At 49.0% G+C, this 13891-nt stretch carries 18 protein-coding genes and 1 pseudogene; all 19 read left to right on the top strand.

Annotation, left to right across the window (positions count from 1 at the left end):
- The first annotated feature begins 107 nt into the window (after positions 1-107).
- The 19 genes and pseudogenes from PHR44_03940 (at position 108) to PHR44_04030 (ending at position 13852) form a co-directional block, all read left to right on the top strand.
- Entirely contained in the window at positions 108-644 is a 537-nt protein-coding gene (locus PHR44_03940; GenBank protein ID MDD4909813.1) for an epoxyqueuosine reductase QueH, read from the top strand.
- Positions 628-843 (top strand): DUF2905 domain-containing protein, encoded by a 216-nt coding sequence (locus PHR44_03945; GenBank protein ID MDD4909814.1) that lies wholly within the window; start codon positions 628-630, stop codon positions 841-843. The genes PHR44_03940 and PHR44_03945 overlap by 17 nt, the downstream gene beginning before the upstream one ends.
- On the top strand, positions 828-1946 hold the full coding sequence (locus PHR44_03950) for a SpoIID/LytB domain-containing protein (protein ID MDD4909815.1): 1119 nt from the start codon (positions 828-830) through the stop codon (positions 1944-1946). The genes PHR44_03945 and PHR44_03950 overlap by 16 nt, the downstream gene beginning before the upstream one ends.
- A complete protein-coding gene (gene queA / locus PHR44_03955) occupies positions 1943-2947 on the top strand; it encodes a tRNA preQ1(34) S-adenosylmethionine ribosyltransferase-isomerase QueA (protein MDD4909816.1) in 1005 nt (334 codons plus the stop codon). Before PHR44_03950 ends, queA begins: the two co-directional genes overlap by 4 nt.
- A 1-nt stretch (position 2948) precedes the next feature.
- Positions 2949-4076 (top strand): tRNA guanosine(34) transglycosylase Tgt, encoded by a 1128-nt coding sequence (gene tgt / locus PHR44_03960; protein ID MDD4909817.1) that lies wholly within the window; start codon positions 2949-2951, stop codon positions 4074-4076.
- Positions 4066-4775 (top strand): annotated as a pseudogene (gene trmD / locus PHR44_03965) (tRNA (guanosine(37)-N1)-methyltransferase TrmD). The gene tgt and the pseudogene trmD overlap by 11 nt, the downstream one beginning before the upstream one ends.
- Positions 4763-5107 carry a 50S ribosomal protein L19 gene (gene rplS, locus PHR44_03970; protein MDD4909818.1) on the top strand — a complete coding sequence of 115 codons (345 nt, stop codon included), beginning with the start codon at positions 4763-4765 and terminating at the stop codon, positions 5105-5107. Before trmD ends, rplS begins: the two are co-directional and overlap by 13 nt.
- 18 nt (positions 5108-5125) lie before the next feature.
- Positions 5126-5740, top strand: coding sequence for a ribonuclease HII (locus tag PHR44_03975; GenBank protein ID MDD4909819.1), 615 nt, complete (start codon positions 5126-5128; stop codon positions 5738-5740).
- 2 nt (positions 5741-5742) lie between these two features.
- Positions 5743-7362, top strand: a complete 1620-nt coding sequence (locus tag PHR44_03980) for a formate--tetrahydrofolate ligase (protein MDD4909820.1) — start codon at positions 5743-5745, stop codon at positions 7360-7362.
- A gap of 2 nt (positions 7363-7364) precedes the next feature.
- A complete protein-coding gene (locus PHR44_03985; GenBank protein ID MDD4909821.1) occupies positions 7365-7925 on the top strand; it encodes a cyclodeaminase/cyclohydrolase family protein in 561 nt (186 codons plus the stop codon).
- Entirely contained in the window at positions 7903-8766 is an 864-nt protein-coding gene (locus PHR44_03990; GenBank protein ID MDD4909822.1) for a bifunctional 5,10-methylenetetrahydrofolate dehydrogenase/5,10-methenyltetrahydrofolate cyclohydrolase, read from the top strand. The genes PHR44_03985 and PHR44_03990 overlap by 23 nt, the downstream gene beginning before the upstream one ends.
- Complete coding sequence (locus PHR44_03995; GenBank protein ID MDD4909823.1) at positions 8763-9641, top strand: methylenetetrahydrofolate reductase; 879 nt, start codon at positions 8763-8765, stop codon at positions 9639-9641. Before PHR44_03990 ends, PHR44_03995 begins: the two co-directional genes overlap by 4 nt.
- On the top strand, positions 9638-10507 hold the full coding sequence (locus tag PHR44_04000; protein MDD4909824.1) for an FAD-dependent oxidoreductase: 870 nt from the start codon (positions 9638-9640) through the stop codon (positions 10505-10507). The genes PHR44_03995 and PHR44_04000 overlap by 4 nt, the downstream gene beginning before the upstream one ends.
- 350 nt (positions 10508-10857) lie before the next feature.
- Entirely contained in the window at positions 10858-11274 is a 417-nt protein-coding gene (locus tag PHR44_04005; protein ID MDD4909825.1) for a hypothetical protein, read from the top strand.
- Positions 11274-11531, top strand: a complete 258-nt coding sequence (locus tag PHR44_04010) for a hypothetical protein (GenBank protein MDD4909826.1) — start codon at positions 11274-11276, stop codon at positions 11529-11531. Before PHR44_04005 ends, PHR44_04010 begins: the two co-directional genes overlap by 1 nt.
- An 8-nt stretch (positions 11532-11539) precedes the next feature.
- Positions 11540-11974: a type II toxin-antitoxin system PemK/MazF family toxin gene (locus tag PHR44_04015; protein MDD4909827.1), complete on the top strand. Its 435-nt coding sequence runs from the start codon at positions 11540-11542 to the stop codon at positions 11972-11974.
- A gap of 310 nt (positions 11975-12284) precedes the next feature.
- Positions 12285-12503 (top strand): hypothetical protein, encoded by a 219-nt coding sequence (locus PHR44_04020; GenBank protein ID MDD4909828.1) that lies wholly within the window; start codon positions 12285-12287, stop codon positions 12501-12503.
- A gap of 91 nt (positions 12504-12594) precedes the next feature.
- A complete protein-coding gene (locus PHR44_04025) occupies positions 12595-13290 on the top strand; it encodes an isoprenylcysteine carboxylmethyltransferase family protein (GenBank protein ID MDD4909829.1) in 696 nt (231 codons plus the stop codon).
- A gap of 10 nt (positions 13291-13300) precedes the next feature.
- Complete coding sequence (locus tag PHR44_04030; GenBank protein MDD4909830.1) at positions 13301-13852, top strand: DUF3786 domain-containing protein; 552 nt, start codon at positions 13301-13303, stop codon at positions 13850-13852.
- Positions 13853-13891: the final 39 nt, after the last annotated feature.

Consider the following 13891-nt stretch of genomic DNA (forward strand, 5'->3'; position numbering starts at 1 on the left):
TGGGGAATGACAATCTAATCATAGCCAAAGGATTCTACACACGTAAGTGTGTAGAGGAAAATTCTTCGCTTTGTATTTTTGTTTCTTAGCCCCTCTCCAGAGACAAAATGAAACTCCTATTACACATATGCTGCGCGCCCTGCGCGATATATCCTCTTGAGGTTTTAAGAAATAAGGGTTTTGAAGTCGAGGGCTTGTTTTACAACCCCAACATACACCCCGAAGAGGAATTCATCAAGCGGCAGGAAGCGGTAAAAGAATATTCCCGCTCAAGCGGCCTTGATGCGGCATATCCGCGATACAGCCCCGATGATTTCTTCGCGGGGCTCGGCGGCCGCAAGGATAGTCCCGCGCGCTGCCGGCTATGCTGGCGGCTGCGGCTTAGAAAGGCGGCTGAATACGCGGCAGGCAAACAGTTTCATTATTTTACCTCAACGCTCCTTGTCAGCCCTTATCAGGATATAGAGGCCATCCGGGAGATAGGTGAGGCAGCCGCGGCGGAAAACAATGTTAAATTCGCGGGAGAAGATTTCCGCCCGGGTTTCAGGCAGGCGCATCGCGAGGCAAAGGAGAACGGGCTGTATTGCCAGAAATACTGCGGCTGTATATATTCTTTAGAGGAACGTAATGAGCGGGTTAAGTAAGATATTGATCTTTATGGGGGCGCTTCTTATTCTGGCGGGAGCGGTATTTTATTTTATCGGCAAAGTCCCCTATGTCGGCCGCCTGCCGGGGGATATCTACATCCAGAGAAAGAATTTTACGTTCTATTTTCCCCTCACGACCTCTATAATCGTAAGCATCATAATTTCTTTCATATTATGGCTATGGTCAAGAAGATAATTACGGCAGCGGTATTTTTTATCTTTTCAGCTTCTCTGCCGGCGCTTTGCGCCGAGAGGTACATACGCGTTGAAGTAAAATGCAAGGCGGCTGGAGCGGAATTGGCTATTGAGGGCCGTTTCAGCGTGCGCGATCATAATTCCGGCGGGCTGCTTTATAAAGACCGGGGCCTTATCGGTTACATAAGGCCCAAAGAAGGCGGCATATCGATCGCCGGCGAGTTTTTTAATACAGCGGCGGTCAGGATCTCTTCTGATACCGGCATGCTGCGCGTTGACGGCAGGGATTACAGGGGCGATATCATAGCGCTTAACAGGAAAAACGATCTCAGGCTGGTAAATTATATCGGCCTGGAAGATTATACCAGGGGCGTCCTGTATCATGAGGCATCGCATTTTTGGCCGATAGAGATACTGAAGGCGCAGGCAATAGCGGTCAGGACTTACGCCGCGTATACCGCAGAGACAAGATCATCGTCTGATTTTGACCTGACCGCCGATGTTTATTCCCAGGTTTACGGCGGCGCTACTTCTGAGAGGGGCCGCACAAACAGGGCGGTAGAACTTACCGAATCTCTGGTATTGAAATTCAAAGGAAATATCTTTCCCGCGTTTTTTCATGCTACCTGCGGAGGGCGCACAGAGGATGCCAGCGAATTATGGAAGATAGACATAAAACCCCTTAATGGGGTCGCCTGTCCTTATTGCAAGTTGTCGCCTCATTTCAAATGGAGCAAGTCAATACCTTTGGATGAGATCAGGGAGGCATTGAATGACAACGGCATACCGGCGCGCGAGATCAAAGAGATATTTATTTCCGGAACTACCGCCGGCGGCAGGAACAAGACCGTGGTGTTAAGGGATAAATTCAAGGAATTCCGGCTTACGGCAGGCAATTTCCGGCTGTTCGTGGGCGCCGAAGAGATACGCAGCACAAATTTTTCCCTGAAGATAGAAGGCGGGAATGCCGTCTTTGACGGCTTTGGCTGGGGCCATGGCGTGGGCCTGTGCCAGTGGGGAGGTTATTTTATGGCAAAACAGGGGCACGACTTTGAGGAGATCTTAGAGTATTACTATCCCGGCGCAGAGATCGGTAAATTATGAAGCTAAGCGATTTTGATTATAATCTGCCTAAAGAGCTCATCGCGCAGTATCCCTCCAGAGAAAGAGGCGAAGAGCGCCTGCTTGTGTTGGACAGGAAGGACGGCAGCATATCCCATCGGGATTTCGCGGATTTCATAGATTATCTTGATAGCTGCGATACTCTGATAATGAACGACGCGAAGGTGGTAAAGGCGAGGCTGATCGGCAGAAAGCAAGAAGGCGGAAGGCAGATTGAATTACTGCTTTTGGGTAAGATTGACAGCGGACGGTTCCATACCCTCATTAAACCGCTTTCAAAGATAAAAATAGGCGATGAATTGATCTTTAACGGCGGAAAACTTAAGGCCAGGGTGCTTTCAAAGGACAGGGTTGAGTTTAATACGGACAAGGAAGAGTGCATCTATGAGCATGGCATTATCCCTTTGCCGCCGTATATTAAACGCCTGCCCGAACCGATAGATGAGGGCAGATATCAGACAGTTTTCGCCTCTTCGCCGGGAGCGATCGCCTCTCCCACAGCCGGTTTGCACTTTACGCCTGAGGCGTTGAACAAGGCGCGGGACAAAGGCGTAAAAACAGGGCGCGTTACTTTGAGGGTCGGTTACGGCACTTTCAGGCCGGTAAGAAAAGACGAGATATCGGAACATCATATGGATGAAGAATATTGTTGTGTAGGCGGGGATATAAAGGATTTGGTTTGTGATACGCGGGATAAAGGCGGCAAGGTTTTTGCTGTCGGCACAACCACTGTGAGGGCGCTTGAGAGCGCGTTCATGAACGGCGCCTCCGACTATTCAGGATTTACGGACTTATTTATCTACCCCGGATTCAAGTTTAAGGCCATTGATAGTTTACTTACAAACTTTCATCTGCCGCGCACTACTCTGCTTATGCTGGTCTCGGCCTTTGCCGGCAGGGGCCTGGTCATGAAGGCATATGAGGAGGCAGTGAGGGAGAGGTACAGGTTTTACAGTTACGGCGACGCGATGCTGATCATTTGATATGCCGTTTACAATAGTCCATCAAGATAAAAAGACAAAGGCAAGGACAGGCCGGTTAAAAACGGCGCACGGAGATATTGATACGCCTTGTTTTATGCCCGTGGGCACGCAGGGCACGGTCAAGACGCTTACCCCTCAGGACCTGCGTTCCTGCGGCGCGCAGATGATCCTTGCCAACGCCTATCATCTGTTTTTGAGGCCGGGCATCGAATTGATAAGAAAGGCGGGCGGCCTGCACAGGTTTATGGGCTGGGACAGGGCGATACTGACCGACAGCGGCGGCTATCAGATATTCAGCCTTGCCTTATTGAGAAAAATAAGCGATGACGGCGTGGAATTCCAGTCGCATTTTGACGGCAGGAAGCATTTTCTTACGCCCGAGAAGGTAGTTGAGATCCAATCGGCGTTCGGTTCGGATGTATTTATGCCTCTGGATGAATGCGTGCATTACCCCTGCCCCAGGGATCAGGCGCGGCTTGCGCTGGATCGCACGACAGAATGGGCAAGGCGCTCCAAGGCGCGCTTTGACGAAGAGAGGCAGGCAAACCCGGCGATAGCCGGCTGCGCCTTATTTGCCATTGTCCAGGGGGCCACTTATGAGGACCTGCGCAAGGAGTCGGCGAAGCAGCTTATTGATATGCAATTTGACGGTTATGCCATCGGAGGACTTTCTGTTGGCGAACCGGAAAATTTAAGATATAATATGCTTTCTCTGACGATCGAGATGCTGCCGCCCGGATCAGCGCGCTATCTTATGGGCGTGGGCACTCCGCTTGACATCGTAAACGCGGTAGAGCGCGGCGCGGATCTATTTGACTGCGTTATCCCCACGCGTTTCGGCAGGGGCGGCTCGGCATTCACTTCAGAGGGTAAGATCACGGTCAGGAACGCGGCATTTTCCGCTGACTTTCTGCCCCTTGATAAGGAGTGCGGCTGTTATACCTGCGGGAACTTCAGCCGCGCCTATATAAGGCATCTTTTTAACGTAGATGAAATACTGGGGCTGTATCTGGTGTCTTTGCATAATATTTATTATTATCAGGATTTGATGAAGCGCATAAGAGAGTCCATCGCCAACGGCGTTTTTCCGGAGTTTAAAAGAGGCATAGAAGGCGCGTATGCGGATTGATATATTGACGATATTCCCGGGGATGTTTTCCGCCGTGCTGGGCGAGTCCATAATAAAGCGCGCGGCGGCAAAGAAGAGGGTGAGGATCATTCTGCATGATCTGCGCGACTTCACTGCAGATAAGCACAGGAAGGTGGATGACCGGCCCTTCGGCGGCGGCTCAGGCATGGTGATGAACGCGGAGCCGATCTTCAACGCGGTATCGCATATAATCTCAAAGATCAAAGGCAAAAGGCCGCGGGTCATCCTGCTTTCTCCGCGGGGGGATAAACTGACGCAGCGAGAGTGTAAGGCATTGGCTAAGCGCAAGCATCTTATCCTTATCTGCGGCCACTACGAGGGCATAGATGAGCGTGTCAGGACAAAACTTGTTGACAGAGAGATCTCCATAGGGGATTATATCCTTACCGGCGGAGAACTGCCGGCCATGGTATTGATAGATTCGGTAGCGCGGCTCATACCGGGCGTGTTGGGAGACGAGGGATCATTAAGGCAGGAGAGCTTTGAGGGCGGCCTTCTGGAGTATCCGCAGTATACGCGGCCTGCCGTTTATAAAGGTATGAAGGTGCCGCCGGTGCTTTTGTCGGGAGACCATGGCAAGATCGCCGAATGGAGAAGGCATCAATCAGAGCGGATAACTAAGAAGAAGCGGCCGGAACTTTTAAAAAATCAAGGAGGAAACAAAAATGGATAAATTAAAACTGGTAGAGGCAAAATTTCTTAAGGAAAGCCCGGCTTTCGGAATAGGGGATACTGTACGGGTCTTTGTTAAAATACCCGAAGGCGATAAGGTGCGCCTTCATCCTTTTGAAGGCACTGTGATCGGCAGGAAGAGGGGCGGAATCAATTCTTCTTTTACCGTGCGCAGGGTTTCTTTCGGAGAGGGTATAGAGAGGGTTTTTCCGGTCCATTCGCCTTCCATTGACCATATTGAAGTGGTGCGCAAGGGCAAGGTAGGGAGGTCAAAACTTTATTACTTAAGAGGCAAGAAGGGCAAGCAGGCAAAGGTTATTTCCGAAGCGGTAGTGTAGTACAGAAGGCTTGGCTTGATGTTATACCACGAGCGAAGATTAAGAAAACAGGGTTACCGGCTTATTGTCGGCGTAGATGAGGCGGGCAGGGGGCCCCTGGCAGGCCCTGTTGTGGCAGCAGCCGTGATCTTGAGACAGGAACGTTTCCAGAACCGCGTAGACGATTCAAAAAAACTGACTCCTGAAAAGAGGGAAAAGGCGTTCCTTGAGTTGGCAAAAAAATGTTTATACGGCGTGGGCATCGTTAATGAGAAGGTCATTGACGAAATAAACATACTTAATTCCACCCGCGTTGCCATGAAGCAGGCGGTAGAGGAAGTCATGCTTCGCCTGAAAAAAGATACTACCCTGGCGTCCTGCCCCGAAAAGACGTATGTGATCATAGACGGTAACATTGATATAGGCGTAGGCCTGCCGGCCAGGGGCATTATCGGCGGCGACAGGAAAAGCCTTACTATAGCGGCGGCATCCATAATCGCCAAGGTGATCAGGGATAGGATCATGGCGATATACGATGAGGAATTTTCCGGCTACGGTTTCCTGAGACATAAAGGATACCCGACCGAACATCATAGAAGCACTTTGAAGAAATTAGGGCCATCCCCCATCCATAGGTTGAGTTTCCGATTCTAACTATGCGTATCGCGTTAAAGCCGATAAAAGCGGTAGCAAGGAGATCAGGCATAAAGGAAAAGGAACTTTGCCTTTACGGAGAATATAAGGCAAAGGTATCGCTTTCCATCCTGAAGCGGCTGAAGAACAGGAAAGACGGAAAATATGTCGTTGTAAGCGCGATAACGCCCACGCGATCAGGCGAAGGAAAGACCGTTACTACGATCGGGCTTTCTATGGCGCTGAACAGGATCGGGAGGCCTTCGTCGGTCTGCATACGCCAGCCCTCGCTTGGGCCGGTCTTCGGCATAAAGGGCGGCGGAGCAGGGGGCGGGAGGTCATGCGCCGTTCCCGCTGAAGATCTGAACCTGCATTTTACCGGCGACGCGCACGCGGTCGCGGCCGCGCACAATATTTGCGCCGCGTTTCTCTACAATTCCGTATTCAGGGGCAACCCCCTTAATATAGATGTTGATTCAATAAATTGGCGGCGGGTAGTCGATGTTTCGGACAGGTTTCTGCGTAACATAAAGACAGGGCTGGGCACGCCGCAGGACGGATTTGAAAGCGATTCGGGATTTGACATAACCGCGGCAAGCGAGGTAATGGCTATACTTGCTTTAGCGCAGGGGCGGGAAGACCTGCGCAGGCGCCTGGGCAATATCGTCCTGGCCGTGACAAAAGACGGCAGGCCTGTCAGCGCGGAAGATATTAAGGCGGCCGGCGCGATGGCGGTCTTGCTGCGGGAGGCGCTTACGCCCAATCTGTTCCAGACGATTGAAAACACGCCCTGCTTTGTGCACACAGGCCCTTTCGGCAATATAGCGCACGGCAACAGTTCGATCCTCGCCGACAGGATCGCCTTGAAACTTTCCGACTACGTTATTACTGAATCCGGTTTCGGAGCTGACTGCGGGGCGGAGAAGTTCTTTAACATAAAATGCAGGGTGAGCGGCCTTAGGCCGGACTGCGCGGTGCTGGTTTGCACCGTGCGGGCATTAAAGGCGCATTCCGAAAACCACGAGTCGCTTGATGAGGGCTGCCGCAATTTAGAGAAACAGATAGAAAATATCATGGTCTTCGGGCTGCCTGTTGTGGTTGCCATTAACAGATTCTCTTCTGATAGCGCCGCGGAACTGGAATTGATCCGCGGCAGATCAAATGATGCCGGCGCGGAGCGCGCCGTTGTCAGCGACGTATGGTCGAAGGGCTCTAAAGGCGGCATAGAGCTGGCTGAAGCAGTGGTGGATGCCTGCAAGAAAAAGGCGGGATTTAAATTTCTTTACGCTTTGGACTGGCCGATAAAGAAGAAGATCGAGACGATCGCCACGCGGCTTTACGGAGCGGGGGGCGTGCGATACGAAGAGTCCGCCGATAAAAAGATAGAGGCGTATACTAAAATGGGCTACGGCTCCTTACCTATATGTATGGCAAAGACACACCTGTCCTTATCGCATGACCCTGAGTTGAAGGGCAGGCCTGAAGGGTTTACGCTTCCTGTGCGCGATGTGCGGCTGTCAGCGGGAGCAGGGTTCATTTATCCACTCTGCGGGAAAATAAACACCATGCCCGGACTGCCTGCTCATCCCATAGGAGAAAAGATAGATATTGATGAAAAAGGTGGTATAATTGGTTTGTTTTGAGAATGTATAAAAATAATTCCATAAAAAAGTACACGGACGACCTTTCCGCCAAGCTGCCGGCTCCCGGAGGCGGCTCTGCCTCTGCCTTGACAGGGTGCCTGGGCGCGGCGCTTATTAACATGGTGCTGAATTTCACCATAGGCAAAGAAAAATACCGCGCGTATGAAGGCAGGTTGAAGCAGGCGTTAAAGCGCAATGCCGCGATACAGTCGCGTCTTCTGAATCTGGTTGACGAGGACGCGCGCGCCTACATATCCGGAAGCGCGAAAGAGTCATTAAAAGTGCCGTATGAGGCCTGCAAGCTCTGCCTTGAAGCGCTTTCTTCCTGCCCGAAATTAATAGGGATGACAAACAGAAATCTTATTACCGACATAGCCGATGCCGCCGTATTACTTGAGGCTTCACTTTCAGGCGCGTATTATAACGTTTTAATAAACTTGAAATATCTTCCAGATACACAGGGCAATAAAAAGATATTAAATGAACTTGATGTTATGAAGCGCAAGGCAGGCAAGCTAAGGAGCCGGACGGAGGAGCAAATTGGCAAACTTATTAGAAGGTAAAAAGATAGCAGAGGATATAAAGCAGGGCATAAAGGCGCGGGTAAGGGGAATAAAGGATAGGTACGCCCGTTCCCCGATACTTGCCAGCATACAGGTGGGGGAAAACGCGGCTTCGGCAGTATATCTGAAGGCGCAGAAGAAGACCGCGGAAGAGTTGGACATTGAGTACCGCCTTGAAACCTTGGAAGGCAGCATTACCGAGGCGCGCGCGCTGGAGATCATAAGCAAACTGAACGCGGACCCGAATATCAATGGGATCATCATACAGATGCCGCTGCCGGCTCATCTTGACGCGAAGGCGCTTTGTTCCCGCGTGCTTCCCGGCAAGGATGTGGAGGGTATGCATCCCGCGAATTTAGGGCGCATACTCAGTAAGGACGCGGGCATCATACCTTGCACTGCCGCGGCAGTAATAGAATTAATAAAGTCCACAAAGGTTGACCTTTACGGTAAAGAGGCGGTGATCGTCGGCCACAGCGAGATCGTGGGTAAGCCGGCTGCCCTGCTTCTTTTGAATGAGTTCGCCACGACTACCGTCTGCCACATCGCCACAAGCGATAAGGGAAGGCTGGCGGAACACGTAAAGCGGGCGGAGGTTCTTGTGGCAGCCGTAGGCAAGGCAGCCGTGATAAAGGGTGATTGGATCAAAGACGGCGCCATAGTGATCGACGTCGGCATTAACAGGGTAGACGGCAAGATCGTGGGCGATGTTGAATTTGAGCAGGCATCAAGGCGCGCTTCATTCATTACGCCTGTTCCCGGAGGGGTCGGGCCGCTCACCGTAACTATGCTGATGAGAAATGTAGTCAACGCGTTTATGCAGCAGGAGCCGATTAAGTGAGTTTTCGCGATAAACTAAACTCCGGAAAATTCATCCTTACTTCAGAAGTCGGCCCTCCCAAGGGTATAGAAACAGGCGAGATACTGCGCGGCGCAGAGCTTATCAGCAAGCGCGTTGACGCCGTCAACGTGACTGATCTGCAGAGCTCGGTTATGCGCCTTGGTTCCCTGGTGGTCTGTTTCCTTCTAAAACAAAAAGGCATTGAACCCGTATTGCAAGTCACCTGCCGCGACAGAAACCGTTTAGCGCTTCAGTCCGACCTGCTTTCCGCGGCTGCACTGGATATAGAGAACGTCCTGGTCCTGACAGGTGATCATCCCGCGTCGGGCGATCATCCACAGGCAAAACCGGTATTTGACCTTGATTCCGTGCAGCTGCTTGAGGCGGCAAAGACCTTGATGAGCGGCCGCGATATGGCGGGGAACGCGTTGTCAGGCAGGGCGCCTGACTTCTGCCTGGGGGCCGTAGTCAACCCCGGCTCTTCGCCGCTTGAGCCGCAGATCATCAAGATGGAAAAAAAGATCGAGGCAGGCGCTGAGTTCTTCCAGACGCAGGCAGTCTATGACATAAGATCATTTGAGGCCTTCCGTAAGAAGACAAGCCATCTTAAGACAAAGGTGCTTGCGGGCATTGTCCTGCTTAAGTCCGCTAAAATGGCGCAGTTTATGAATAAGAATGTTTCAGGCGTATTTGTGCCGGAAGATCTGATAAAAGAGATGGAGTCCGCGTCCAGCAAAGAGGCGAAGATAGAAAGGTCAGTTGAGATCGCGGCGCGGCTGATCCGGGAATTAAGGCCGATGTGCGACGGCATTCATCTGATGCCGCTTGGCTGGGATGATGTGGTGTTGAGGGTGTTAGACGCGAGCGGATTATGAATAATATAGTTATTGTCGGCAATACAGCAGGCGCGTTCGGCTGCATGGATAAGTTAAAGAAAAGCGGCAGGGATCTGTCCCTTACCGTTATCTCTCCCGAAGACCACCCCGCTTATAAAAAAGGGCTTCTTTTGGACCTGTTCTTCAACCGCGTAAACCAGAAGGATATCTTTTTCTGCGACAGGAGTTATTATAAGCAGAACAATATTCAGTTCTTTCCTGACGCGCGGATCAGCCAGATAAACACAAAGAAAAAGAGGGTGGATATTAAGGACGGGGATAAGCTGAATTACGATCATCTTGTGTTTGCCTGCGGCAGGAATACGATCCTGCCGGATATACCCGGAGCGGGCAAGAGAGGTATCTCGCCGTTTGATACCTTGTCGGATTTGAACGAGATAAACGGTCTGGCCGCGCTGGTCAAGCACGCCGTGGTAATTGGCGAAAGCCGGCCTGCCTCTGACTTTGCCCGCGAGCTGATCAACAGGGAGATCGACACCGTGCTTTTCTCCAAAGACGGCGCGTTTTCCCACGATGAGAAGCTGGCGGTGATCAGCGACCAGCCGATCGTGGAGTTTATCGGTGAAGGCGAAGTCAGGGCAATAAAGCTTGGCTCGGGCAAGGTGCTCGCGGCGTCGATGGTTGTATTCTTCGGCAGGCAAGAGCCGGATGAGCAGATGTTCCGCGATACCGATATTGAGTTCTTTGATTCGGCGGTTGTGGTCAATGAGAAGCAGCGCACGAATATCCCCGATATTTTCGCCGTCGGCAATCTTACCTCAAAGAACGGGGTCATAAAGACCTGGCAGGACGCCTTTGCGGAGGGCGAACTCGCCGCCTCCGCGATTTTGGAAGATATAGGTTAGGCAATGTTTGCGTCTGTCTTGTCTGTGTTTCTCGGGAACGCTCAGTGCGCCCCAGCGTGGCGCACCTTCGCTCGGCTCGGATGCCTCGCTCTCGCCGACTGTCTTTAGCGGGCGAACCGTGCCCGCTCGGCATCCTCAACGTCCCTCGAAACCCAGCCAATACATCCGCAAAAGAGCTTCTAATAGGATAATAGATAGGTTTAAGGCTATAACTCTGGTGAAGGTGGCGACTCTATTAGTAGTGTGCTTAGCAAACGTGGTTGTGGCAAAGCATCAAGTGGATCTAAATAAATTGAACAATTCATTACTTGATGATATAATATCTTCACTTTAAAAGAGAAGGGGAATATATGAAAAATAAACCGAATCCTATACCTTTAGCAATGGTACTTTGTGATATGGTAATAGATGATAGAAAAACAGGGAAAAAGTCTCTTGTGGGCATATTTAGTAATATTAATGCGACAAAAGTTCCTTGTATTCATCCACGCCTCAATGTTTTTATATCTTTGACTGAAGGAAATGGTGAATATGCTGGTAAATTGAAGTGTTTATACGTTGATAAAGATAAAACAGTTGCTGAGCTTGCAGGGCCTATTCTCTTTCAAAGTCCCCATCAGATTATTGACTTCAACTTTGAGTTATGTGGTTTGCCTCTTGTAGCATTCGGAAATTATAGATTTGATTTTTACTGTAATGAGGAGTTAGTAATTTCTAGGAAGTTTACTGTTTCGCAGAGAAAAACAGATGTTCAAAGGGAGGAATAATGCCTATCACGGTAAACGATGAAAGGTTGCGTTTTCAGGATTGGGCAGGTAAAGGTTTTACTTGTGTTAAGGAGGCACCCGCTAATGTTTATTTTGAATTTACTATTGAATTTTGCCCTACAATAGTTATAAATGGAGAAGAAGAGCTAAGCGATGAAGAAATATTATCTTTACCAGAGAAAATCGGAGTATTTTCTTTTTTAAATGATGAAGGAGAAGATATTTATAAAGAAAGTGATGGAAGTCCCTTAGGATGATATCGATAATGAGAAGAGGAGATATAGTTTTAATAAAATTTCCTTTTTCCGACTTATCTTCTAGTAAGGTTCGTCCGGCTTTAGTTATCTCTTCCAATAGTTATACCCAAAAAGGTAGAGATGCCATTTTTATGCTTATATCATCAAATAACAATAATCCTCAGGATACTGATTTATTTTTTGATGTAATTGATCCTGATTTTACTTTAAGCGGTTTGAAGAAAGCATCTTGGATAAAAACCGATAAGATAGTAATATTATCTAAAGCGCTCGCTATTCGGAGGCTCGGAAAGTTAGGTTCAGGTATAATGGCTAAAATAAATGCAATGTTATCAGACGTGCTTGGATTGGATCTTTTATCTGAGAAACAAATTTCTGCTGAGCAGGTTTCTTCCAAACAATCATCGCCGCCATCCTCAGAATCAAATATTATTGAATCTTGAGATAGGATTAAGGGAAGTAATAGTGCCGCGACTTTATATGGAGGGACGGTTTTTAAGCGTGGCAGGGGTAGGAACTGTTTCAGATCCAGATCTGAATAGGAAAGTGGGTAGTTGCATTGCGGGCGAGGGGAGGCGTTGTCAGCGGGTGACGCCGAGACAGGTCCCCTATCCGCGCGCAGTCCTCCCGTCTGTTATGGAAAATGAGCACGGATAGGGTGGCTCGGCGGCAGGACCCGCTGCCTAATCAGATTTAGACCCCGAGCCATTTGTTATGGAACCGGATAATAATAGAGAACCAACAAAACAGGTATTGAAGAGATATAGGCGGGTTAACCTTTCCTATACGCTGCGGCCACGGTTAGGCGAGACGTTATTCGCATTAGGAACAAAATTAAGAAATATAATTATAATCATTTTCATTGCTTATATACTGGTTATCTTTATAGGGGCAGCCATACCGTTTATAAACAGACTGTTGATTGATGCTTCTTTTGGCAAGGTGACGGAAGAGATCCAGGATATCAGTTAGAGCAGGTAGGGGAGGTTTAAACCTCCCCTACGGTTGTGGATAACTCGAAGCCGCCGTATCACCCCTCGTTTAAGATTATTTTTGATATCATATGAAAAAACGCATAGGACTTCAGGGCTTTTTATTATTTTTAGCCTTAATTTCATCTCTTTTTTTACTTAAATTCCTTATGCCTGATTGGGAGAGGGAAGCCCTGGATGAATTATGCGATGTATTGGGGATAGCCATAGTGTTGTTCGGATTCCTGCTTCGTATCGCGGCAAGGGGTTATAAAGCGGAGAGATCATCAGGCGGCCATAAGATCGTTACAGATGGGCCGTATGGTCTGGTAAGGCATCCTATGTACGCCGGGACATTTTTGGTTATTACGGGGGTTATCTTGCTGCTTTTTAAATGGTGGGTGTTTTTATTACTTTTTGCCGTATTTTTATTGATCTATATCCCCCAGATCAATAAGGAAGAAAGAGTGTTACGTAAGCGCTCTGATACCGAATACAAGGCATATTTTGAAAATACGCCAAAGTATTTTCCAAACATTATTGAGCTGTTCAAAACAAACCCTCGGAAGTACTTGCTCTTTAAATGGTCTTGGGCGCAAAAAGAGATCGTTTCCCTGGTTATTACATTTAGTTTGATAATCGCGATAGAGACATGGCAGGACATAGGATTGTTTGGTTCCGATGAATTTTTTAAAGAGCTATTGGAACTGCTTTCTGTTACAGCCGCCTTTATAGGTATAATCATATTTTATAACAAGCAAAACGACGACAGGGCCCCGAGCCCTTAGAGTAAATTCAATGAGTTACACGGCGGCGCTGGAGAAGGCATACGATAGATTAAGCGGCCTTGCAACAGAGAAGCGGTATTCTGTCAGGTTTCTTTCTGAAAATTACTCAGTTGATTTGACAAGGCGCGAAATCACGTCTATAATAAATAACAAGCCCGCCAAAGATTTTCTTGCAGTGCTTTTGTTACATTACCTTATCATACATATCGAAGGGCTTCCTGGAGTAAAGGGCAAGTGGATATCCTTTCGCGAGATCGAAGGGGGCGAGTTCTACTATCCCGCCTTTCGCAAGCGCGCGATCGATCTGATAATCCGTAAGTATGGCGGCGATCCACAGGCGCTGTTGAACAACCTTGAGAGATTGAATGGAAAGAAGGCATCGTTCGGCGACTGCGGCATTGAGATTGAAGTGTTTGACGGGGTACCTGTCATGATAACTGTGTCGGGCGCGGATGAGGAGCTTCCCGCCGAGGCAAATATACTTTTTGATGAAAACATCAGACAGGTTTTTGTTGCTGAGGATGTAGCAGTGTTGGCAGGTTTTGTGGCAGGGAAGATATAATATAAGTAAGATTAAGTAACAATAACTTTATATAAGTAA

Source organism: Candidatus Omnitrophota bacterium, from assembly GCA_028707125.1.
Classification (GTDB): Bacteria; Omnitrophota; Gorgyraeia; order Gygaellales; family JAQTUX01; genus JAQTUX01.